The 22,649-nt window shown below is 68.3% G+C and carries 12 protein-coding genes; 9 read left to right on the plus strand and 3 right to left on the minus strand.

Annotated features, from left to right (window positions below; genetic code table 11):
* Positions 1–18: 18 nt before the first annotated feature.
* From H1D24_RS24865 to H1D24_RS24885, 5 genes are all read left to right on the plus strand, one after another.
* Positions 19–1,599, plus strand: coding sequence for an acyl-CoA mutase large subunit family protein (locus tag H1D24_RS24865; protein WP_181659899.1), 1,581 nt, complete (start codon positions 19–21; stop codon positions 1,597–1,599).
* Positions 1,600–1,654: 55 nt separating this feature from the next.
* Positions 1,655–2,233 (plus strand): Uma2 family endonuclease, encoded by a 579-nt coding sequence (locus H1D24_RS24870; RefSeq protein WP_309484431.1) that lies wholly within the window; start codon positions 1,655–1,657, stop codon positions 2,231–2,233.
* 67 nt (positions 2,234–2,300) lie between these two features.
* Positions 2,301–2,963 (plus strand): leucine efflux protein LeuE, encoded by a 663-nt coding sequence (gene leuE / locus H1D24_RS24875; RefSeq protein ID WP_181659900.1) that lies wholly within the window; start codon positions 2,301–2,303, stop codon positions 2,961–2,963.
* A gap of 215 nt (positions 2,964–3,178) precedes the next feature.
* Positions 3,179–12,325 carry a golvesin C-terminal-like domain-containing protein gene (locus H1D24_RS24880; protein ID WP_258564293.1) on the plus strand — a complete coding sequence of 3,049 codons (9,147 nt, stop codon included), beginning with the start codon at positions 3,179–3,181 and terminating at the stop codon, positions 12,323–12,325.
* An 86-nt stretch (positions 12,326–12,411) separates the two neighbouring features.
* Entirely contained in the window at positions 12,412–12,867 is a 456-nt protein-coding gene (locus tag H1D24_RS24885) for a hypothetical protein (protein WP_181659901.1), read from the plus strand.
* Positions 12,868–13,115: 248 nt separating this feature from the next.
* Here the strand turns inward: H1D24_RS24885 and H1D24_RS24890 are convergent, their stop codons facing one another.
* On the minus strand, positions 13,116–14,171 hold the full coding sequence (locus H1D24_RS24890; RefSeq protein ID WP_309484432.1) for a hypothetical protein: 1,056 nt from the start codon (positions 14,169–14,171) through the stop codon (positions 13,116–13,118).
* 199 nt (positions 14,172–14,370) lie between these two features.
* Between H1D24_RS24890 and H1D24_RS24895 the strand changes: the two genes are divergently transcribed.
* Together H1D24_RS24895 and H1D24_RS24900 are read left to right on the plus strand one after the other, a co-directional pair.
* Complete coding sequence (locus H1D24_RS24895; RefSeq protein WP_309484433.1) at positions 14,371–14,964, plus strand: SUKH-4 family immunity protein; 594 nt, start codon at positions 14,371–14,373, stop codon at positions 14,962–14,964.
* A 123-nt stretch (positions 14,965–15,087) separates the two neighbouring features.
* Positions 15,088–15,738: an MOSC domain-containing protein gene (locus H1D24_RS24900; RefSeq protein WP_181659902.1), complete on the plus strand. Its 651-nt coding sequence runs from the start codon at positions 15,088–15,090 to the stop codon at positions 15,736–15,738.
* A gap of 118 nt (positions 15,739–15,856) precedes the next feature.
* On the opposite strand, the gene H1D24_RS24905 is transcribed toward H1D24_RS24900, so the two are convergent.
* Both H1D24_RS24905 and H1D24_RS24910 read right to left on the minus strand, forming a co-directional pair.
* Positions 15,857–17,020, minus strand: a complete 1,164-nt coding sequence (locus H1D24_RS24905; RefSeq protein ID WP_181659903.1) for an acyltransferase family protein — start codon at positions 17,018–17,020, stop codon at positions 15,857–15,859.
* A 496-nt stretch (positions 17,021–17,516) separates the two neighbouring features.
* Positions 17,517–18,443, minus strand: a complete 927-nt coding sequence (locus tag H1D24_RS24910) for a class I SAM-dependent methyltransferase (protein WP_181659904.1) — start codon at positions 18,441–18,443, stop codon at positions 17,517–17,519.
* A gap of 332 nt (positions 18,444–18,775) precedes the next feature.
* Here H1D24_RS24910 and H1D24_RS24915 point away from each other — a divergent pair, with 332 nt between their 5' ends.
* Together H1D24_RS24915 and H1D24_RS24920 are read left to right on the plus strand one after the other, a co-directional pair.
* Positions 18,776–20,287, plus strand: a complete 1,512-nt coding sequence (locus H1D24_RS24915) for a glycosyltransferase family 29 protein (protein WP_181659905.1) — start codon at positions 18,776–18,778, stop codon at positions 20,285–20,287.
* Positions 20,284–22,647 (plus strand): glycosyltransferase, encoded by a 2,364-nt coding sequence (locus H1D24_RS24920; RefSeq protein WP_181659906.1) that lies wholly within the window; start codon positions 20,284–20,286, stop codon positions 22,645–22,647. The genes H1D24_RS24915 and H1D24_RS24920 overlap by 4 nt, the downstream gene beginning before the upstream one ends.
* The last annotated feature ends 2 nt before the right edge of the window (positions 22,648–22,649 follow it).

Raw genomic sequence — 22,649 nt, forward strand, 5'->3', positions numbered from 1 at the left:
TCAGCGGGAGGCACAACCATGGCGCGGGAGTCGGAGTCGGGACTGCCCATCGAGCCGGTGTACGGACCGGACACCCTTGAGGGCTGGGATCCGGCCGAGAAGCTGGGCGAGCCGGGCTCGTACCCCTTCACGCGCGGTGTGTACCCGTCGATGTACACCGGGCGGCCCTGGACCATGCGCCAGTACGCGGGCTTCGGCACCGCCGTCGAGTCCAACGCCCGCTACAAGCAGCTGATCGCCAACGGCACGATGGGTCTGTCGGTCGCCTTCGACCTGCCGACCCAGATGGGCCACGACAGCGACGCGTCGATCGCGCACGGCGAGGTCGGCAAGGTGGGCGTGGCGATCGACTCGATCGACGACATGCGGGTGCTGTTCGGCGGGATTCCGCTGGACAAGGTGTCGACGTCGATGACGATCAACGCCCCGGCGGCGCTGCTCCTCCTCATGTACCAGCTGGTCGGCGAGGAGCAGGGCGTCCCGGCGGACAAGCTCACGGGCACGATCCAGAACGACGTGCTGAAGGAGTACATCGCGCGCGGGACGTACATCTTCCCGCCCAAGCCGTCGCTGCGGCTGATCGCGGACATCTTCAAGTACTGCAAGACCGAGATCCCGAAGTGGAACACCATCTCGATCTCCGGCTACCACATGGCCGAGGCGGGTGCCTCGCCCGCGCAGGAGATCGCGTTCACGCTCGCGGACGGCATCGAGTACGTGCGCACGGCCGTCGCGGCCGGCATGGACGTGGACGACTTCGCGCCGCGTCTGTCGTTCTTCTTCGTGGCCCGTACGACGATCCTCGAGGAGGTCGCCAAGTTCCGTGCCGCCCGCCGTATCTGGGCGAAGGTGATGCGGGACGAGTTCGGCGCGAAGAACCCCAAGTCGCTGATGCTGCGGTTCCACACGCAGACGGCCGGTGTGCAGCTCACGGCCCAGCAGCCGGAGGTGAACCTGGTCCGCGTGGCCGTCCAGGGCCTGGCCGCGGTCCTCGGCGGCACCCAGTCCCTGCACACCAACTCCTTCGACGAGGCCATCGCGCTGCCGACCGACAAGTCCGCGCGGCTGGCGCTGCGTACGCAGCAGGTCCTGGCCTACGAGACGGACGTGACCGCGACCGTCGACCCCTTCGCGGGCTCCTACGTCATAGAGAAGATGACCGACGACGTGGAGGCCGCCGCCCTCGAACTCATGGGCAAGGTCGAGGACCTGGGCGGCGCGGTCAACGCCATCGAGCGCGGCTTCCAGAAGAACGAGATCGAGCGCTCCGCCTACCGCATCGCCCAGGAGACCGACTCCGGCGAGCGCGTCGTGGTCGGCGTCAACCGCTTCCAGCTCGACGAGGAGGAGCCGTACGAGCCGCTCCGCGTCGACCCGGCCATCGAGGCCCAGCAGGCCGAGCGCCTGGCGAAGCTCCGCGCCGAACGCGACCAGGCGGCCGTGGACACGGCCCTCGCCGAGCTGAAGAAGGCGGCCGAGGGCACGGACAACGTCCTCTACCCGATGAAGGACGCGCTGCGGGCCCGGGCGACGGTGGGCGAGGTGTGCAACGCGCTGCGGGAGGTCTGGGGGACGTACGTCCCGAGCGACGCGTTCTGAGGTTCTTCTCCGGATACGCTCCGTGAATCGAGCGTATCCGGAGAGGAGCTGTCTGGTGGCGGCATCGCGGCGTACGACGGTCATCGAGGCCGAAGCCTGGCTAACCCGTGAACTGGAGGGGTACCGAGGCGAGATCCTCTATGGCAGGCTCACCGCGACGCCGTGGGCTGACGGTGCGCATGCCGCTTCGCTGACGTTCGTAGGCCGCGCCTTACACGACGCCGGAGTTCACCAGGCCGGTCTCACGTGGGTTCAGGGCATCGGCCTGTGGCTGCCCACAGGGCCTGATGACTTCGCGGTCCCTGACTTCGCGGTCGTCGAGGCTGACTTCGTGAGCACACACGTTCAGTGCAACTGCTACGCGCCCCACGTCTTCCATATGGTGCTGGAGGTAACCGCCTGCAACTGGTCCGACGATCTTGGTCTGAAGGTTGATTGCTACGCAGCGGCGGGGATCCCGGTTTATGTCGTGGTCGACCGTCGGCACGATGAGGTCCTGGTTTGCGCCGACCCGTGCGACGGCGAATACAGGACGCGGGTGCGCTACAAGCGAGGCCAGAGCGTCCCGGTGCCCGAGTCCGTCGGAGTCCGTGTCGAGCTCTCCGTGGACACCCTCCTCGACGGCGACGGCTGACCTCCCGTCGTCCCACCCCGCGAAACCCGAAGGCGGAGCGTCGTACCCACATGCGACACTCCGCCTCATGCTTGGCGTAACCAACCTTCCGACCTATCTCGCGGGGCTTGTCCTCATCATCCTGTTGCCGGGGCCGAACTCGCTCTACGTGCTGTCCGTCGCCGCGCGGCGCGGCGTTCGCAGCGGGTACACGGCGGCCGCCGGTGTGTTCCTCGGGGACGCGGTGCTGATGACCCTGTCGGCGGCCGGTGTCGCCTCGCTGCTGCAGGCCAACGCCCTGCTGTTCGGGATCGTGAAGTACGCGGGTGCGGGCTATCTGAGCTGGCTCGCGATCGGGATGCTGCGGGCCGCGTGGGGCATGTGGCGTACGCGGCGGGAGCGGGCCGTGGCCGACGAGGTGACCGCCGGAGCCGCGGCGGCCGCCGCCGATGAGCGGCCCTTCCGTCGGGCCCTCGTGATCAGTCTGCTCAACCCGAAGGCGATCCTGTTCTTCGTCGCCTTCTTCGTGCAGTTCGTGGACCGGGCCTACGCCTACCCGGCCCTCTCCTTCGTCGTGCTCGGCGCCTTCGCGCAGTTGGCGAGTTTCCTCTACCTCAGCGCGCTGATCTTCAGCGGTACGCGTCTCGCCGACGCCTTCCGCCGCCGCAAGCGCCTGTCGGCCGGGGCGACATCGGCGGCTGGCGCGCTGTTCCTCGGGTTCGCGGTGAAGCTGTCGCTCGCCAGCGCGTAGGGCGGGCCGTACGAGCGGTACGCCCGCCTTCGCCGGGCGTACCGCCGTGCCACCAGAGCCGCGCACCTGGCTCAAAACTTCCCGTTTGAAAGGGACTTGGTGCCATTCAGGCAGCCAATGCCCCATATAAGCGCGATGTCTCCATGCTTGACATGCGCACGTGCATCTTCTGTAGAACTCGCTGCCGGCGACCGCCATCAAGGCGCCGCTGAACCATGTCCGCTTCCCGAAAGGATCCGGGGCAAGCAGCGATGTTCGGATTCGGACCACGCGCAAGACGCATACTGGCGACGACCGGCATGGTGTCGGTCCTCGCCGCGGGACTTCCACAACCAGCCTTCGCGGCCCCCGCCGACGGCCGTGCGCTGCTCGGCGGCATCAAGGACTGGCTCGGCGGTGACGACGACGAGCAGGAGCCGGCGAAGCCGCCGCAGCTCTCCGACGAGGGGGTGCCGAGCAACGAGCACCTGCCTCAGGGCAAGGCCAGAGCCAAACCCAAGCGGGTCAAGGAACTCAAGAACAGACGCACGCCCAGCGCCCGCTACTGGCAGCTGTCGGACGGCAGAGTCCAGTCGGAAGTCTCCTCGGTGCCCACGCACTACGAGGCGGGCAAGGACTGGAAGCCCATCGACACGGCTGTCCGCGGCACGGAACGCGACGGCTACCGGTACGCCAACACCACCAACCTCGCCCGGACCTACTTCGGCGAACAGCCCGGCGAACTCGTCCGGTTCGAACTGGACAAGGGCCACTGGGTGGTCCTCGGCATCAAGGGCGCCGAGTCCAAGAAGCTCACCCCCAAGACCGACGGCGACACCGTCACGTACGAGAACGCCCTCGGCGACGGCGCCGACCTGACGTACACGGTCGGACACGGCACCGTGAAGGAGGGCATCGTCCTCGACGGGCCCCCGAAGGGCGCGCCGTCCTACGAGTTCACGCTCACCACCAAGGGCCTGAACGCCAAGCGGCTCAAGGGCGGTGCCATCGCCCTCTACACCGACGCCTCAGGCCCGAACCGGCCGGATCTCGTCATCCCCGCGCCGTTCATGACGGACGCGAAGAAGAAGGCCGACTCCCCGTACGGCACCGCCGGCACCGACGCGGTCAGCCAGACGCTCAAGGAGTCCGGCCGCGACGGGAGCTACGAGCTCACCCTCCGCCCCGACGCGAAGTGGCTCGCCTCCGACAAGCGCGACTACCCCGTCGTCATCGACCCGACCATCTCGATCTCGCCGACGGTGACCCAGTCGCAGGACGTGATGATCTCCTCGGACGCGCCGTCCGACAACTACGACGGCGTGTGGCGGCTCTCCGTCGGCAACACCTCGACCGGCAGCTCCCGCGCCCTGCTGAAGTTCCCTCTCGGCAGCGTGCCGGCCGGGACCAAGGTGGACTCGGCCGACCTGCGCCTCTACTACGACCAGACGCACACCACGGGCGACACCGAGGTGCTCCTCGAGGCGCACCGGGCCACGCAGGCCTGGAACGAGACCACCGCGACCTGGAACAGCGCCAACGGCATCACGGGTGAGCTGTCCGGCACCTCGGTCCTGGTCGACGACCGCGACTCGGGCACCACCGCCGCCAAGGGCGCCTGGCCGGCCTCGACCAACACCGCGTACACGCAGTACGCGGTCAACCAGGACTACCTGTACAACAAGGACGCCGTCGCCGGGGACACCTACACCTGGCAGCCGAACCTCCCCGAGGACGGCGACTACCGGGTCGACGTGCACTACGTCCCCGCGTCCGACCGCGCCGCCAACGCCCCGTACACGGTGACGTACAACGGCGGCACCAAGGCGTACACGGTCAACCAGACCAGCGGCACCGGCGGTCAGTGGAAGACGCTCGGCACCCACCCGTTCAAGGCGGGCACCGCGGGCAAGGTCGTCCTCGGTGACGGCCCGGCCTCGACCTCGACCGCCGTCCTCGCCGACGCCGTCCGCCTGACCAAGGGCGGAGTCGCCGTCAAGGAGCCCAACAAGAGCAACACCTGGAACTCCTTCAGCGTCACCAAGACGGTCCAGTCCTGGATCAACGGCACGAACCCGAACCATGGCTTCGTCGTCAAGGCCGCCGACGAGAGCAGCACGGCTCCCAAGGGCGGCCCGCGGTACGAGGCCGCCGAGTACGCGTACAAGGGCGAGGTCGCCAACTACCCGCGGCTCGTGCTCACCTACGGCCGCCCGGGCGTCGCCCTGGACGCGCCCTCGGTGATCCACGCCACCGGCGCCGAGCTCGACTGGTCCTCCTACAACGACCCGTCGGCCGACCTGGGCGACGACATCGTCGAGTACCAGGTGCACCGCAGCGTCTACCAGACGTTCACGCCGTCCGCGCAGACGCTTGTCGCCCCCGTGGACAAGGAGAAGACGAGCTTCACGGACACCACGGCGACACCGACACCGGCCGACTCGGCCGACTCGTTCGGGAACGTCTTCTACTACATGGTCGCGGTGAAGACACGCGACGGGCAGGTCATCCCCGCCGCGACACAGATCGTCAAGCTGCCCAAGGCGGGACGCACGACGCTGGTGCTCCAGTCCGGGCAGACCGACACCACGCTGTCCTCCGCCCAGCCCACCACCGGCCACGACACGATCTCCGACTCGGGCCTGAACAAGAACTGGCTGTCGGTCGGCAACAACTCGTCCACCTACGGCAAGACGCGTGCGCTGCTGAAGTTCCCCGGTGTGAGCGCGATCCCGGCGAATTCCCGGGTGCTGGAGGGGCGACTGGACCTGTGGGGCTTCACGACCACCACGGGCACCGCGGGCGCGATCTACGAGGCCCATGGGCTGACCAGGGACTTCGACGAGACCGCGGCGTCCTGGAACAACGCCGCGAGCGGCACCGCGTGGACGACGGCGGGCGGCGACATGGACGCCGCCGTCGCCGATACGGTGGGCACGGTCACCAACGACCCGGCACGCCAGTCCTGGTACCTCTCCTCGCTCGCCCAGTCCTGGGTCAGCGACCCGGCGAGCAACAACGGCGTGGCGATCAGGCTCAAGGACGAGTCGGCGACCGGCCCGCAGGAGCGGACGATCTTCCTCTCCTCGGAGGCGGAGGAGCCCCAGCTGCGCCCGCAGCTGGTCGTGACCTACATCGACAAGAGCACCGACTCGACGTACTTCGCGCCCTACACCCCGGCGCGGATGATCCCCGGTGACGAGTACTCGGTCGACGTCACGCTGACCAACACCACCACCTCGGAGTGGAAGGCCGCCGACCAGGTGCTGTCCTACACCTGGTCGCTGCCCGACGGCACGGACGCCACCACCGGCGGCAACCAGCTCGAGACGGCTCTGCCGGAGGACGTGTCCCCGGGTGAGACGGTCACGCTCAAGGCGGCCCTGAAGGCCCCGATCAACTCCGACTCGGGCAACAAGCGCCTCGACTACGTCCTCAAGTGGGACCTGCGGAACAAGACAGCGGGCACCTGGCTGTCGGCCACCGAGAACATCCCGCCGCTCGCGCAGAACGTGCGGACCGAGGACCCGACCTCCGACCAGCTCGGTCTGGAGAAGTTCTACTCGTACGCGGGGAAGAACACGGGCGCCGGCTCGACCCTGATGACCAACCTGTACGCGGGCAACACGGTCTGGCAGTACAACGCCTTCTCCAACCCCGGCCGCGGCCTGTCCACCTTCGTCCGCTTCGCGTACAACTCCCAGGACACCTCCGACACCGTCCTCGGCCACGGCTGGTCGGCGCAGGCCGCCATGCCGCTCCGGCTCGGCGCGGCCATGGACTTCCACCCGAACCCCAACCCGACCGAGGTGACGCTGCCCGACGGCGACGGCACCGCGCACGTCTTCCGCAAGCAGGACGACGGGACCTGGAAGGCCCCGGCGGGCGTGCACTACCTGCTGCAGCAGGGCTCCGGCGTGGACTGCACCCCGGACAAGGACGGCGACCCGAAGGCCTGGTCGCTGACCCGCCCGGACCGCTCCCAGTTCTTCTTCGACTGCGACGGCTACCTCACGTCGATCGTCGACAAGAACGGCAACACGCAGACCTACACGTACGAGGAGCGCAAGTCCAACAACAAGCCGGTCAAGTTCCTGCGGTACATCACGGACCCGGCCGGTCGTCAGACCCTGACGGTCGACTACTACGCCAAGGGTGACTCGTACCCGTACATCAACGACGCGGGCACGAAGGTCACCGGCACCAACCTGACCAGCCCGAAGATCATCGACCACGTCAAGTCGATGACCGACATCTCGGGCCGCAAGCTCGAGTTCGTCTACAGCGACAAGGGCCTGCTCGGTGAGCTGACGGACGGCGTGGGCTCGTCCCAGCCGAAGGTCTTCAAGTTCGTCTACGACGCCACGCAGGGCAACAAGAACGCCAAGCTGGTCAAGGTCACCGACCCGCGTGGGAACTCGACCTCGCTCGACTACTACTACCCGAGCGAGGGCGACGACCCGAAGTTCCACTGGAACACGCAGACGATCACCGACCGGCTCGGCGGCGACACCGGGTACGTCTACCGCGACACGGACGGCACCGCGGGCTCGTTCGTCGAGACGAAGGTGACGGACGCGGAGAACCACACCGCCACGCACCTCATCGACGGCTACGGCCGGCCCACCCAGATCACCAACGCCAAGTCGGAGACCACCAAGCTCGGCTGGGACGCGGACAACAACGTCGTCCGGCTGGAGGAGGCCAACGGCGCCGTCTCCACCTGGGTGTACGACCAGAAGACCGGTTATCTGCTGGAGACGAAGGGGGCCGAGGCCAACAAGAACGGCACCGGCGCCGGCAAGCTCGTGTACGCCACCGGGCTGAACGGCTACATCGCCGACATCTTCCAGAAGAAGTCCCCGGAGGGCCGCACCTGGCAGTTCGGCTACGACACCCGCGGCAACCTCACCTCGGTCACGGACCCCAAGGGCGTGGCCTCGGCGACGGCGGACGACTACACGACCTTCTACGAATACAACACCTACGGTCAGCTGACCAAAGCGACGGACGCCAACGGCAACCCGACCACCAACAGCGGGTTCGGACCGACCGGCTACCCCGCCACGATCACCGACGCGCTGGGCGCCGACTCCTCGTTCACCTACGACGAACGCGGCAACGTCACCAAGATCGTCAACGACAAGGGCGCCGAGGTCACCCAGACCTACGACGTCTACGGCCGCCCGCTGACCAAGAAGGAGCCGAAGGACCAGGCCGCCGGCCTCTTCATCACCACACCGGCACCGGTCTACGACGCCAACGACAACATCGTCCAGGTGTCGCAGCCGAACGGCACGGTCTCCACTTCGGTGTACGACAAGGCCGACCAGGTCACCGAGACCGTCCTGCCCAAGGACGAGCCTACAGACCCGGTCCGGAAGACCACGACCACGTACGACAAGGTCGGCAACGTCCTGACCACCACCGAACCCAAGGGCAATCTGACGCCCGAGGCCGGTGACTTCACCACGACCGTCCGCTACGACGCGGTCTACCAGCCGATCGAGACGGTCAATGCCAGCGGCGACAAGGTGACGACGACGTACGACAACGTCGGCAATGTCACCAAGGTCGTCGACGCCCGCAAGAACGCGACGGCGGATCCCGACGACTACGCCGTCAAGTACACGTACGACCTGAACCACCGGGTCGTCACATCGATGGACGCTGCAGGCAACACGACCTCGTCGAAGTTCGACCTCGACGGTCTGAGCGTGTCGATGACCGACCCCGAGGGCAATGAGTCGCTGGCGAAGTACGACGAGCGGGGCGCTCTCGTCGAGTCCAAGGTCGTGCGCGACAAGGACGGCTCCGGCAACCCGGTGTACCGCACGGTCCGCTACGAGTACGACGAGGTGGGCAACCCCACCAGGACCGTCACCGCGCGTGGTGTGGCCACCACGGACGACCCCGACGACTTCGTCTCGGAGACCCGCTACGACGCGCTGAACCGGGTGAAGGAGGAGATCTCCCCTTACGACAAGGACGATCCGAAGTACGGCACACCGGACCGCACCTTCTACTTCTACGACTCCGTCGGGAAGCTCTCAGAGGTCTCGGCGCCGCCGTCCGACGGCCAGACCACCCGCAACATCACCAAGTACAGCTACTACGACAACGGATGGACGAGGACCTCGGAGGACCCGTGGGACATCGTGGCGTCCTACGACTACAACGACCTCGGCCAGCAGACGAAGAACACCCTGACCTCGGCGGGAGGCTCCCAGAGCCGGACAATCACCACCGACTACTACACGTCCGGTAACAAGAAGTCGCGCAGCGAGGACGGTATCCCGGTCGGCCTGGCCGCGGTGGTCGTGGACAGCTCCGACTTCAACAACACGGCGATCCAGGGCAACTGGACGCGTTCCCAGGCCGAGAAGCAGTACGGCTACGACACGTACTCGCATCCGGCCGGCACGGGCGCGGACAAGTTCGTGTGGCAGCTCAACATCCCGCAGAACGGTACCTACGAGGTCTTCGTGCGGTACCCGAACATGACGGGTGCGGCCACCGACGCCAAGTTCACGGTCGACCACGACGGCGGCAGCGTCACCAAGACCGTCGACCAGACCAAGAGCACCGGCACATGGGTCTCGCTCGGCAGCTATGCCTTCGTCGAGGACGGCCCGCAGAAGGTCACGCTCACGGACGCCGCCAACGGAACCGTGCTGGCCGACGCCGTCAAGCTGGTCCGGAACAACACGGGTGACACCGACAACGAGAAGAAGGAGTTCACCTACCGCTACGACGCCAACGGCAACTTGATCGAGGTCGGCGACCATTCGCCGAACCCGAAGACCGACACCTACCGGCTCGCCTACGACGGACTGAACCGGATCGCCAAGGTGGAGGAAGTCGCCGCGGGCTCGGTCAAGAACACCACCGCCCTCACGTACGACGAGAACGGCAATCCGCTCACCTCGACCCATGACCTGACCTGGTCGAAGTTCGAGTACGACATCCGGGACCAGGTCGTCAAGGTCACCAACGCCGACTCGCCGACCGCGGGGAACCAGCAGATATCCAGCTTCAGCTACACCGCTCGCGGTCAGCTGCTGAAGCAGACGAAGCCCAACGGCAACACCGTCGACTTCACGTACTACCCCGACGGTTCCATCAAGAAGCAGGTGGAGAAGAAGGCCGGCGGGACGACCGTCGCCCAGCACGACCTCGAGTACACGCTCAATGGCCATCGCGCCAAGGACGTGCTGAAGCTGATGAACGCCGACAACACGTCGGACTACATCGACAACACGTACACCTACGAGTACGACCCGCAGGACCGGGTCACCAAGGTCGCCAAGACCGGTGACTCCTCGTCCACGGAGACCTACAGCTACGACGGCAACGGCAACGTCGTCGAGCAGTCGGTAGGCGACGTCCCGACGACCCACCGCTACGACCGGAACCGCCTGCTGTCCTCGGCCTCCGGCGGTGTCACCAACACCTACAACTACGACCCCCTGGGGCGTCTCGACACGGTCTCGGCCGGCGGCCAGACCATCGAGAAGTACTACTACGACGGCTTCGACCGCACGGCGAAACACCGGGCCGGGTTCGGAGCCGCCGCGCGGACCACGACCTACACCTACGACCCGTTCGACCGCACCGTCACGCAGCAGACCGACGGGACGGAAGGCAAGACGACCGCGTTCACCTATCTGGGCATCGACTCGACGGTGCTGCGGGAGACGGTCGACGGAAAAGCCGACAAGTCCTACCAGTACGCGCCGTGGAACCAGCAGCTGACCCAGATCAAGCACAAGGACGACGGCACCAAGGAGCTGTCGCAGTACACCTACCACCCGCGTGGCGACGTCGAGGCCATCACCAAGGAGGACGGCAACACCCGCGCCACGTACGGCTACACCGCTTACGGCTCCGACGACAAGCAGCAGTTCTCCGGGGCGGACAAGCCCGATGAGGGCAACCCCGACAAGGAGACGTACAACGCCTTCCGGTTCAACGCGGCCCGGTGGGACAAGTCGAGCGGAACCTACGACATGGGCTTCCGCAACTACGATCCGGGGCTGAACAGGTTCCTCACCCGGGACATGTACGGCGGCGCGCTCGGCGACATGGCACTGGCCATGGACCCGTTCACCGGCAACCGCTACTCGTTCGCGGGCGGGAACCCGATCACGTTCGTGGAGCTGGACGGTCACCTCTTCGGAATGTCGTGGTCCGACATCGGTCACGCGGCACTCGACGTGGTCGGCCTGGTCCCGGTCGTCGGTGAGGTCGCCGACGTGGCCAACGGCCTTTGGTACCTGGCCGAGGGCAACTACGTCGACGCCGCCCTCTCCATGACCTCGGCGATTCCGCTGGCGGGATACGGCGCGACCGCCATCAAGGCAGGCCGGTACGTCGACAAGGGCATCGACGCGCTCGACGCGGCCAACGACGTCCGCAAGGCCGAGAACAAGGTCGACGGCGCGGTGGATGCCGCCACGCCGCCCAGGCCGAAGGACACCACCCCGGACGGTACGGCACCCAAGGACCAACCGGATGCACCGAGTTGCAAGGTCAACAGCTTCGTACCGGGCACACAGGTCGTCATGGCCGACGGCAGCACCAAGGCCATCGACGCCCTGGACGTCGGCGACGAGGTCAAGGCCACCGATGTGGAAGGAGACGACACCCGTACACGCGTCGTCACCGACACACGCTCGCACGAGGGCGACAAGAAGCTCGTCACCCTCACCGTGAAGTCCGAGGGGAAGACCGGCAAGATCACCTCCACGGAGGGGCACGAATTCTGGCTGCCCGACGCGGGACGGTGGGTCGAGGCCGGTGATCTCGAACCCGGAATGTGGCTGCGCACCTCGGCAGGCACCTGGGTCCAGATCACGGCGGTGGAGCACAGCAGCCGCCATGCCCGGGTGCACAACCTCACGGTCAGCGGCGTTCACGACTACTACGTGCTCGCCGGCGGCATCGAACTCCTCGTCCACAACGGCTGCGGCCCGGGCGGACAGGACCGGGCGCCGGCCGGCCACCAGTACCAGGGTGGTGTCTACAAGAACCTCAAGGACCCGGCCACCGGCAACAACGTTCCCGGGACCGAGATCAACCACATCCCGCCGGACTCGGTGACCGACTTCGCCTACGGCGACGGCCCGGCGATCCAGATGGACTACCTGGACCACCGCGCCGTGTACTCCACCGGTCGCTACCGCGCGTCGCAGGCCTGGCGCATGTGGCAGAAGGAGCTCATCGACGCCGGCCGCATCGACGAGGCGGTGCAGATGGATATCGATGACATCCGTCGTAGATTCGGCACCAAGTACGACGACGCCATCCGGCAGATGGTGGACGGGATGGCCAACAACCCGGCCTACCAGGCGCTGAGGACCGTACCGAGTCAGATCGGCTGACCGGCGCGTAAAGGTCCGTGATCGGTTCGTGGTGGGTCAGGGTGCACCAGCCCTGGCCCACCACGGTCATGTGAGGAATGAGGAACATGATTCTTGAAGTGACGCCCCCGTTCGGGGTGGGCCCCGTCCGGGTCGGGATGACCCTCGACGAGGCCGAGGCGGCCCTGCGCAGCGTCGAGGGCTACCGCGAGCCCGAGCCGACGGGCGTGCCGACGAGAGGGACCGCCGACTACGACAGCGGGATGTCCATCGGGGTGGAGACCAGCGGCGGTCTCGTCGAGGCGGTCCAGGTGTACCGCCCCTACGGCGACGTCGAGGTCAGCTACCAGGGCATCGACCTGCTGCGCACCCCGGCGCGGCAGGTGATCGAGCGGCTGGGAGCTCTGACGGAACTGGAGGAGGACGAGGGAGGCCGCAGCTACACGGCTCCGGAGTTGCTCCTCGCCTTGTGGCGTCCCTTCGTCGAGGACGAGAACCCGGCGGAGGAGCAGGGCCACTACTTTCAGTCCGTACTGGTCGCGCGGCCCGGCTACTACGACTGACGAGCGGCGGAAGGCCGGTGGCCGAGCCCGTGCCGCCCGACTCCGCCGGCTCGTACGAGTTGGGAGGGACCGGAGCGAGTGGCGCATGATGAACTCACTGCCCGCGGGGCTCGGCGGGATGAGCTGGGCGGCGGGCTGCCCGCCTCGGGCCGTACCTTCTAGCTATGTGGGGCGACTGGAGGAAGGCCCCGCCGAGAAGACGACAGCAGTCAGGCCGCCGGGACCCCCGCGAATGTCATACGGGTACGTCAGGGCGCGTCGGCGAGCTGCCACAGGTGGAGGGTGGTCTTGTCCTTGGAGACGGTGTACCAGGCGCCCTGCCCCGCCCATCGGGGCGATCCCGAGACGGGGAGTGGGTAGGCGATCCGGCCGCCCAGGGCCATCGTGTGTGGCTGGACGAGCCAGTGGCGGGGGACCTCCGCGTAGTGCTCGGTGCCGACCACGGCGGTGTCCTCGTACGGGAACGCCGCCTCGTAGTCCCAGCACACGCGGTCGTCCTCGCTTGGGGGAGGGGGCACGGCCTCCCCGGCGTTCAGACGCCGCAGTTCCGTGCCATCCTCCGCCCGGTGCAGGTAGAGGGCCCACTGCCCAGGATCGGTGGTCAGGAAGTGCTGCCCGGACGGGCTCACGGCGAGCAGGACTTCTTCCTCGAACCGCTGGAAGGTGAGCTTCTCGCCGTCCCAGTGTCCCCACAGCACGGGGGAGTTCTCCTCGCCCTCGAGGACGGTCAGTCCCATGTACGCCGGGTCCGGGTGGGGGAAGTGGATGGAACCCGACCCCACGGTCATCGTTGCGGCCCGGGTCAGTACCGTGCCGTCGGCGGGGTCGATGATCAGCCATTCCTCATCGGCGTCGTGCCCCGTGCAGTTGCGGATGTGGGCCCAGAGGAGCTTGCCGTCCGACGAGAAGGCCGCCGAGCCGCTGTCTGCGTGGCCGTGGTGGTAGTCGTCGGCGTTCTCGGCGAACGAGGCATGGGCCACGGTGCACACGGCGGCGGACCAGCAGCCGTGCCGGATCTCCCACCGCACGGCGCCGGTCGAGTCCACGGCTCGCAACGCGTGGACGCCGGCGAACACGGCGACGTCACCCGTGGGAGAGACCGTCACCGAGCCGTACCGGCGAGGCCAGGGCGCGGGGAAGCGGACCACCGTCCCCTCGCCGTCCAGGTCGTGGACGGCCAGCTCGGTGTCCCCGCGCTGCACGAGCAGCCTGCGTCCGGGCGAGTGCAGCATTTGGGGAGCGTCGGCTGACGCCGGGTCCAGCGGAGCCGCGACGGTGGAGACGAGACGAGCGGCGACGGTCACGGCGTCCTCCGGCACGGATGTCGCGAGGGTGTGGGAGCCTGACGCCGTCACCATACGGGGGAACCGCGGCGGCACAGGGGCGGGCGTCGTCGTCAGGACTGTGTGGACGATCGCGCAGACATTCGCAGGGGTGGACCTCGAATGTACGAACCAACTCTTCCCGACACTGTCGTAACCGACCTTCTCGAAGGGGGAGCCAGTGAAGTACGTGCTGCAGTGGCTGACGTCCACGTCATGGGATGAGGCCGGCATGCTCGACCTCGACACCGATGCTTCGGCGTCGGCGGCCGAGTGGCCTGAGCCTGTGCGAGAAGCCCTGGAAGTGGCGCGCGAGTACGGGCTGCCGGCCGAGGTGGACGGGATGTTCTACCCCAGCCCCCACGGCGGCGCGTTCTCAGCGGCGGGCGAAGGCGCTGTCGGGCGGTTCTGGCGGCTCGGCCAGCACGAATCGCAGCTCGGCGACTCGTACGTGTCCGAGTACGTGCTCGACGAGAAGGGACGGGTCGTGCTGCTGGACCCGTCCCTGCCCGAGCCGCGGTTGGTCAACTCGTCCCTGATGGCCTTCCTCGACGCGCTCGCCGCGTGGGACTACCGGACCGAGCACCTCGACGACTTCGACGACCTCGAGCCGGAGGATGACGAGGAGGAGGACGACCCGGCGGAACAGGCGCGGGTCGCCTTCGGAATGGAGATCGCCCGGAAGCTGGAGGAGCAGGATCCGGCCGCGTTCACCGGTGAGGGCGTCACCTGGTGGGACCGGGTGTACGAGGAGGTCGAGAACGACGTCATCTGACGGCGGGCCGAGACGCCCGTACTGACAACCGAACACTGAGAACTGCGGCCGGCTCGAGAGGGCCGGCCGCAGCATGTGAAATGTGTCGCCCTCCGAGGGCAGCGGACCGTAAAGTCGCCCCCCATGAAGCTGCTCTCCGTCAATGTCGGCAGGCCCCGCCCCAACCCGTGGAAGGGCCTCAGCGCGACGGGCATCGACAAGCGGCCCGTGGATGGCCCGGTCGCTGTGATCGCCCCCGGCCCCAAGGGCACCGGTACGGTCGGTCTCGTCGGCGACCGGGTCCACGACGTGAAGCACCACGGCGGCTCCGACCAGGCCGTTTACGCCTATGCCCGCGAGGATCTCAACGGGTGGGAGGCCGAGTTGGGCAGGCCGCTCGCGAACGGTGTCTTCGGGGAGAACCTCACGACCGTCGGCCTCGATGTCAACGGCGCCCTGATCGGCGAGCGCTGGCGCATCGGGCCGGACGTTGTTCTGGAGGCGTCGTGCCCACGGATTCCGTGCGCGACGTTCCAGGGCTGGCTGGAGCGTGACGGTTGGATCAAGCGGTTCACTCAGGCCGCGCTGCCGGGCGCGTATCTGCGCGTGATCGAGCCGGGGGAGATCCGCGCCGCCGATCCGGTGGAGATCGTGCGTCGGCCCGACCATGACGTGACCGTCGCGCTCGTCTTCCGCGCGATGACACGTGAGCCGGAACTCCTGCCGCGGCTGCTGGTCGCCGACGCGCTGCCGGAGGAGATCAAGGAACTGGCCCGCAGGCGTACCCACGCATAGACGCGAACTCGCAGGCGTACGCCCGCCCTTACGCGGACGTGATCGCGCACTGCTGCACGAACGACGACGCCGACCCGTCCTGACCTGCGGTACTCCCCGGCTTCGGCGTAATCCCGGCTCAGCGACCCCTGGTCGCCAGCCGCGACCGCAGCAGCGGGGTCATCCACCCCTCCACATACCGGTTCAGCAGCCACGCCAGCAGCAGCATCGCCGCGAGCGTCAGACCCAGGGTCGCGTACGACGGCAGGCCCAGGCCCCGGTGCAGCGCGGCCACCGCCACCCAGCCCAGGTGCTCGTGCACCAGGTAGAACGGGTACGTCAGGGCGCCCGCGACCGTCAGCCAGCGCCAGTTCGCCCAGTTCAGGGCGCCAAGTGCGATCGCGGCCACCGCCGCGAAGCCGAGCGTGACCACCAGGATGATGGCGAGCGACGAGCGGTACGAGAAGAAGTCCGGGTCCGTCGGCGCCTGCCACAGCCGCGTCACCGCGTAGTGCTGGCCGATCAGCCAGCTGACGGCGACGACGCCCCAGGCCGTGGCGTCGCGGCGGTCGCGGTGCACCAGGTACAGCCCGATGCCGCCGATGAAGAACGGTGCGTAATCGGGCATCAGGACGATGTTCAGCCAGGGCTCGTTCGCGGCGTCCGCGATGGCCGCGGCCATCGTCCACACCGCGCAGAACAGGAGGATGCGCTCGCGCGTGGCCCCGGGGAGCACGACGCACAGGGCGAACAGAGCGTAGAAGCGGATCTCAGCCCAGAGCGTCCAGCACACGCCGAGCACCCGGTCCACGCCCAAGGGGTACTGAAGCATCGTCAGGTTCAGCAGCGCATCGCTCGGCGACACCGCCTCGTAGGCGACCGGCGGCAGACCGAAGACCGCGGTGACGAGCACCACCGCCGCCCAGTACGAGGGCAGCAGCCGTGACGCACGGGAGGCGAAGAAGGAGCGCAGCGGCCGGCCCCAGCCGCTCATGCAGATCACGAAGCCGCTGATGACGAAGAAGATCTGCACGCCCAGAGAGCCATAGGCGAACCAGGTGTGGGCCGTGGGGAACTGTGTCCTTGTGGAGGATCCCCAGGCCTCGGATATCTCGCCGTCCCGGCCGCCGTAGTGGTACGCGGCGACCATCAGCGCGGCGACCAGGCGGAGCCCGTCCAGGGCGCGCAGCCGGCCTCCGGCGGACTTCCTCCGCGGCGGTACCGCGGTCGTGGCACCCCCCGGTCTCGCGAGACCCGTGGCGGCGGGCTGGGGCTTGGATGTGCTGACGACCGTCTCGGTCACGCTCGATACCTCGGATGCCTCGTACCGTCCGCGGGTCTGTTCGGGCGTCGTCGCGCCCGAGGCGCCGTCCTGCGCAAGGCACCCGCCACCGTCATGAGTCCGCAGGCGTCTGTCGCCGCCCTGCGGCCGGCGCCCTCGCGGCGCCGTTCGCCCACCCTAAGCGGCCGGTTGACGCGACAGCCCTCGATCAGGCCGGGCTTTGCCGGTCTGTCCCCAGCAGTTCACGTCGATGTCGCACGGGGGCCCGGGCGGGTGAAGTAGCCGGTGACGTAGTGGTGGTCCGGTAGAGACCGAGGCCGCAGCCGCATCAGGTCCTGGTGAACCCTGCGCCACAGTCAGCGGAATGCCCGGCTCCGAGTGTCCGGCGGTGCCCGGCTCCGAGTGTCCGGCGGTGCCCGGCTCCGAGTGGCCGGAGCCCATCACCCGCAACCGAGCGCCCGGAGCCCGGCACCCGCAACCGAGCGCCCGGATCCCGGCACCCGCAACCGAGCGCCCCTCAAGAAGCCCGCAGAAACGCCGAACGCGCCGCCCTGCCCAGGTACGTGAAGCGGGTGTCGCCCGCCAGGTGCTTGTCCAGGGCCTCCTTGATGCCCGGCCACTTGGGGTCGCTGTAGTCGTCGAGGACGACGATCCCGCCGGGGGCCGCGATCTCCTCCGCCCACTCGAGGTCCTTGGCGACGCCCTCCGCCGAGTGGTCGCCGTCCACGATGATCACGCCGTAGCGGCGGTCCGAGACGGCCGCGCGGGTCTCGGGGTCCTCCGAGAAGCCCTGGTGAATGCGGGCGGCGGCGCCCGCGGGGCCGGCCAGGGCCAGATTGGTGCGTACGGCGTGCTCGTCGACCGGCGTGCCCGTCGGGTCGGTGCGCTGATCGGTGCCGGGCTGGAGCTGCACGCCGGCGAAGGGGTCGACGATGGTCAGGCTCGGGCTGCGGCCGTTCCGCTCCATCATCCGGACGAGCCCGGCGGAGAACATGCCGTACAGCGTGCCGATCTCCAGGATCTCGTCGTTCGGCGGGTCGAGCAGCGGGATCGTGCCGAGCTTGCCGCAGATGTTCATCGTGCCGCCCGCGATCCGGCCCACGCCCAGCGACTCCAGCGCGACCAGCAGCCGGAAGGCGGCGGCCACATTGCGGACCGCCGCGTCGCGGTCGCCGCCCAGAGCCGCGACCTCGGACTGGAGGCGGTTCAGGGCGCTCGGGACGACCACGCGGGAGATGCCCGTCGCCCGGGGGCCGACAAGCAGGTCGAACGTCACCTGATGCTGCCTCAGGACCTGGACGTCACGCTGGACCGATTCGCTCGCCGATTGTTCACGGCGTACCGCAGAGCGGACCTGCCGCTCGATGCGCTGGTCGATGAGGTCGGCGAGGGGACGCAGCAGGCGCCGGGAGGCCGAACTGCGGAGCAGGGAGCGGCTTTTCATGGAACCGATGACCTCAATCAATCTCTCAAAGAGTTGACCCGGTGTCGCACGGATCACAGGTGGGGGAAAGGCTAGGCCTGTGTTCAACGAACGGAAGGCCCACGAAATTGGCCGATAGGGAAACTTCTGTCGAACTCCGAATGACGGCGGAACGGGGACGGGGGTGTGAAGGGCATTCACCCGCCCGACGGCGAATCCGCCGGGGAGACGATTTGCTCCCCGGTCCCACGCAGTTCACCGGAGTGTCGTCTTGGTTTCTTACCGTTCTCCGACCTTCCTCTACCTCTTGGCAGAGCCTTGCCATCTTTCGCCCCACCCAGAGCAGGAGCACCATGACGAGGGTTCGCAGCAGATGGTCACGTCCCCGGACCGGGGACCTGGCATCCGCGCCCACCGACGCCGGCCCGCCGACCGCCCAGGTCACACCGGCCGAGCTGGAGGACTGTCTGCGCGCATGCGCCGTGCACAGCGGCAAGCTCGTCGGGAGCCTCGACTCCCGGCGTACGGGCCTGGCGGAGAAGCTGCGCGAGCTGCTCGCCGTCTGGGCCTCGCAGTCGGGGGCCGCCCCGGCAGCCCCCGCGGCGGGCGGACTCCTCCGGCGCGGCGCCAAGGCCGTCAGCGGCGGTGGCGGCATCACCAACGACCTGCTCGACGCCCTCCTCGCCGTCGGCAACAAGGCCGTGGACTGCGGCTACGACGACGAGCTGAACCTCGCCCTGCTCATCAGCGACACCGTGCTGACCCAGCGCAAGAACTCCCGTGCCGGCTGGCGGCTGCGCGGCCGCCTCCTCGAGGCCATGGGCCGCCCGGCCGACGCGGCTGCGGCCTTCGAGCGCTACCTGGACCTGACGAAGGACGACGGCTTCGGCGTCCGCGCCCGGGTGACCGGCATCCGCACCGCGCTGGAGCGGCGCGCCGAGCTCCTCGCCCTGCTGGAGCGCACCGTCCCCGACGCCACCCGGTTCACCGCAGGACCGGCGACCGACGTTTGGGCCGACGGTCTCGCCGCGCATGCCGCGGGCGACTGGGACGGCGCCCAGGCCCGCCTGGTCGGCGCGCTCATCGCCATGGACCGCACCGAGGCCGCCGAGCAGGACTTCCAGGAGGCGCTCAGCCACTACCTGGACCTGTGCACCGGCATCGCGACCCGCCCCACGCCGGAGCTGACCGAGGCGATAGGCCTGTACGCCGAGTCACGCCGCATCCGCATGCGCGGCCCGGTGACCGACCCCCTCTTCGGGGGCGTGCAGTGGCTCAGCCTCGGCGAGTTCCGCAACCGGATCGCCGGGAAGTCGATCTGCCTCATCGCCAACTCCGCCAAGGTCGGCGAGAGCTCGATGGGCGCCGAGATCGACTCGTACGACCTGGTCATGCGCTTCAACTCGTACAAGATCGACCCGGTCCACACCGGCAAGAAGACGGACATCCACGTCTCCATCCATAAGCACGCCTTCAACTGGGACAAGCCGGTCGACATCCGCCTGATCACCGGCGGCAACTCGGCCGACTGGAAGTACTCGATGCGCAACAAGCTCGTCCCGGGCGCGCAGAACTATGTGGGCGACGAGTCGCTGCGCTGGCCGGTGCGCAACATCGGCGGCTGGACCACCGAGCAGTTCTCCGCCATCCCGACGTCCGGCTTCAACATGCTCTGGCTGCTCGACTTCCTCGACGTCAGCCCCACTCTCGATCTGATCGGCTTCGACTTCTACGAGAGCGGCGCCTACCGCGTCGCCGAGGCGATGAAGCTGCCGATCACGAACGTTCACGAATACAGCAGCGAGAAGGCGTGGGTCATGGAACGGGCCCAGAGCGTCTCCGGCGTGAGGATTTCCCTGCGATGAACGCGACCCAGACAACCGCCACCGTCCCGGCAGCGGCGCGTCCCGCGGCGGCCGCCCCCGATCAGGGCTCCACCCGCGCGCTCACCGGCAAGCGCCGCATCGCCTTCGCCAGCTTCGTCGACGAGAACTACCTGCCCGGCTTCCTCGTCCTGCTGCGCTCCCTCGCCCTGACCAACCCGGACGTGTGCGAGGACTTCATCGTCCTGCACGACGATCTGCGCCCGTCCTCCGTGGCCCGCATCCGCGCCCTGCACCCGCGCGTGACCTTCCGCCGTGTCGACGCCGACCACTACGACTCGTACAAGAAGGGCGACCAGGACAACTACCTGGTCCGCAAGGCGTACTTCATCCTCGACGTCTTCAGGATCCGCGACTACGACACCGTGATCACCCTGGACACCGACATGGTGGTCCTCGGCCCGATCAACGAACTGCTCGCCATGCGTGACGGACTGGCGGCCGTTCCGCAGTTCTTCTACGGCGACAAGACCCGCATGCTCAACAGCGGTCTGCTCGTGATCCAGAAGGAGTACCTGACCGACCAGTTCTGCGCGAAGCTGGACGAGATCGGCCGCAGCGGCTCGTACGAGCTCGACAAGCACGACCAGGGCATCCTCAACGCCCTGCTCGACGGCGACTTCGTCGACCTCGACCCGAAGTACAACTTCGTCAAGCGGCGCCTGTCCGGCGACCTGCCGGTGCCCGACGACACCGCGATCCTGCACTTCACCGGCCGGCACAAGCCGTGGCAGGGCGGCGAGGCCGGATACGAGCAGGCGCAGGAGCGGTGGCGCGAGTTCGACGTCGACGACGCCGAGCTGCACGCCTCCTACCTCTCCCGTCCCGGGACCCTGCACCAGGACCTCCTGGTGCACTTCGGCACCCCGCACGTGGAGCGCACCGGCGACGTCGACATCGCCCGCCGCGTCGCCCTCGCGCACATCGGCTCCGGCGACTACCAGGCCGCCGTCGACATCATGGAGCGGGTGCACATCCCGGTCGACGAGGCCTGGCCGCACGAGGTCTACGGGCACGCCCTCATGAGCGTCTCCCGCTACGAGGAAGCCAGGGTCCAGCTGCTGCTGGCCACCTCCGCGCCCAACCGCGCCGCCACCGCCTTCTCCCGCCTCGCCCAGATCGCGTGGGTCCACGGCGACGACACCACCGCGCGGACGTACGCGATGGCCGGACTCGGCGTCGACCCCACGCACCGGGCCAGCCGCATCTGGCAGCAGCGCACCATCGACGGTGTGCCGGCCCAGCAGAAGAGCGGCCCGGAGGACCAGCTGGCGCACGTCGCCTTCTACATGGACCGCCAGGGCAACGCGGGCGACAAGCTGCTCCCGGAGAGCGTCCGCCTCGCCTTCGACCCGGACACCACCTCGCGTCGCTGGCACTCGGTGCACGCCCACCGGCTGTTCGACGAAGCGGCCCTGGAGCGGGTCAACGCCCGCCGCGGCCTGGTCATCGGCGGCGGCGGCCTGTTCATCCCGGACACCATGCCCAACGGCAACAGCGCCTGGCAGTGGAACGTCCCCGACGAACTGCTGGAGCGCATCGACGTGCCGATCGCGGTCTACGCCGTGGGCTTCAACGCCTTCGACGGGCAGTCCTACCGGGCCGATCGGTTCCGCACCTCGCTGCGCAAGCTCGTCGAGCGCTCCGCCTTCTTCGGGCTGCGCAACCACGGCTCGATCGAGAAGGTGCGCGCCATGCTCCCGGCCCACCTGCACGACAAGGTGCGCTTCCAGCCGTGCCCGACCACGGTCACGCGTCAGCTCGTCGAGGGCTGGCAGGACCCGGCCCGGCGCGACGACACCATCCTGATCAACGCCGCCTATGACCGCGCCGGACTGCGCTTCGGCCACGACTACGCCTACTTCCTGGCGCAGATGGCCAAGGCCGTGAAGGACCTCGGCGACCTCGGCGAGGTGCAGTGCGTGGCGCACTCGCTCGACGACGAGAAGATCGCCTTCGATCTGCGCCGCGAGCACGGCATCTCGCTGCCCGTCATCCCGATGTACGACTTCGAGAACGACGAGATCCGCGACCTGTACGCGCGCACCAGGCTGGTCATCGGCATGCGCGGCCACGCGGGCATGATCCCGTTCGGCTGCGGCACGCCGATCATCAGCCTGATCTCGCACCCGAAGATGGCGTACTTCCTGCGCGACATCGAGCGCCCGGAGTGGGGCGTGTCGGTGCACGACCGCGACCTCGCCGCGGTGCTCGTGGAGCGCTCCCGGGACCTGCTCGCCGACCACGACAGGACCGTCGCCGACGTGCACGGCCGGCAGCAGGAGCTGTGGAAGGTCACCGAGGCGAACGCCGCCGAGCTGCGCACGGTCCTGGGCGGCTGAGG

The sequence above is a fragment of the Streptomyces himalayensis subsp. himalayensis genome, from assembly GCF_013778455.1.
Lineage (GTDB): Bacteria > Actinomycetota > Actinomycetes > Streptomycetales > Streptomycetaceae > Streptomyces > Streptomyces himalayensis.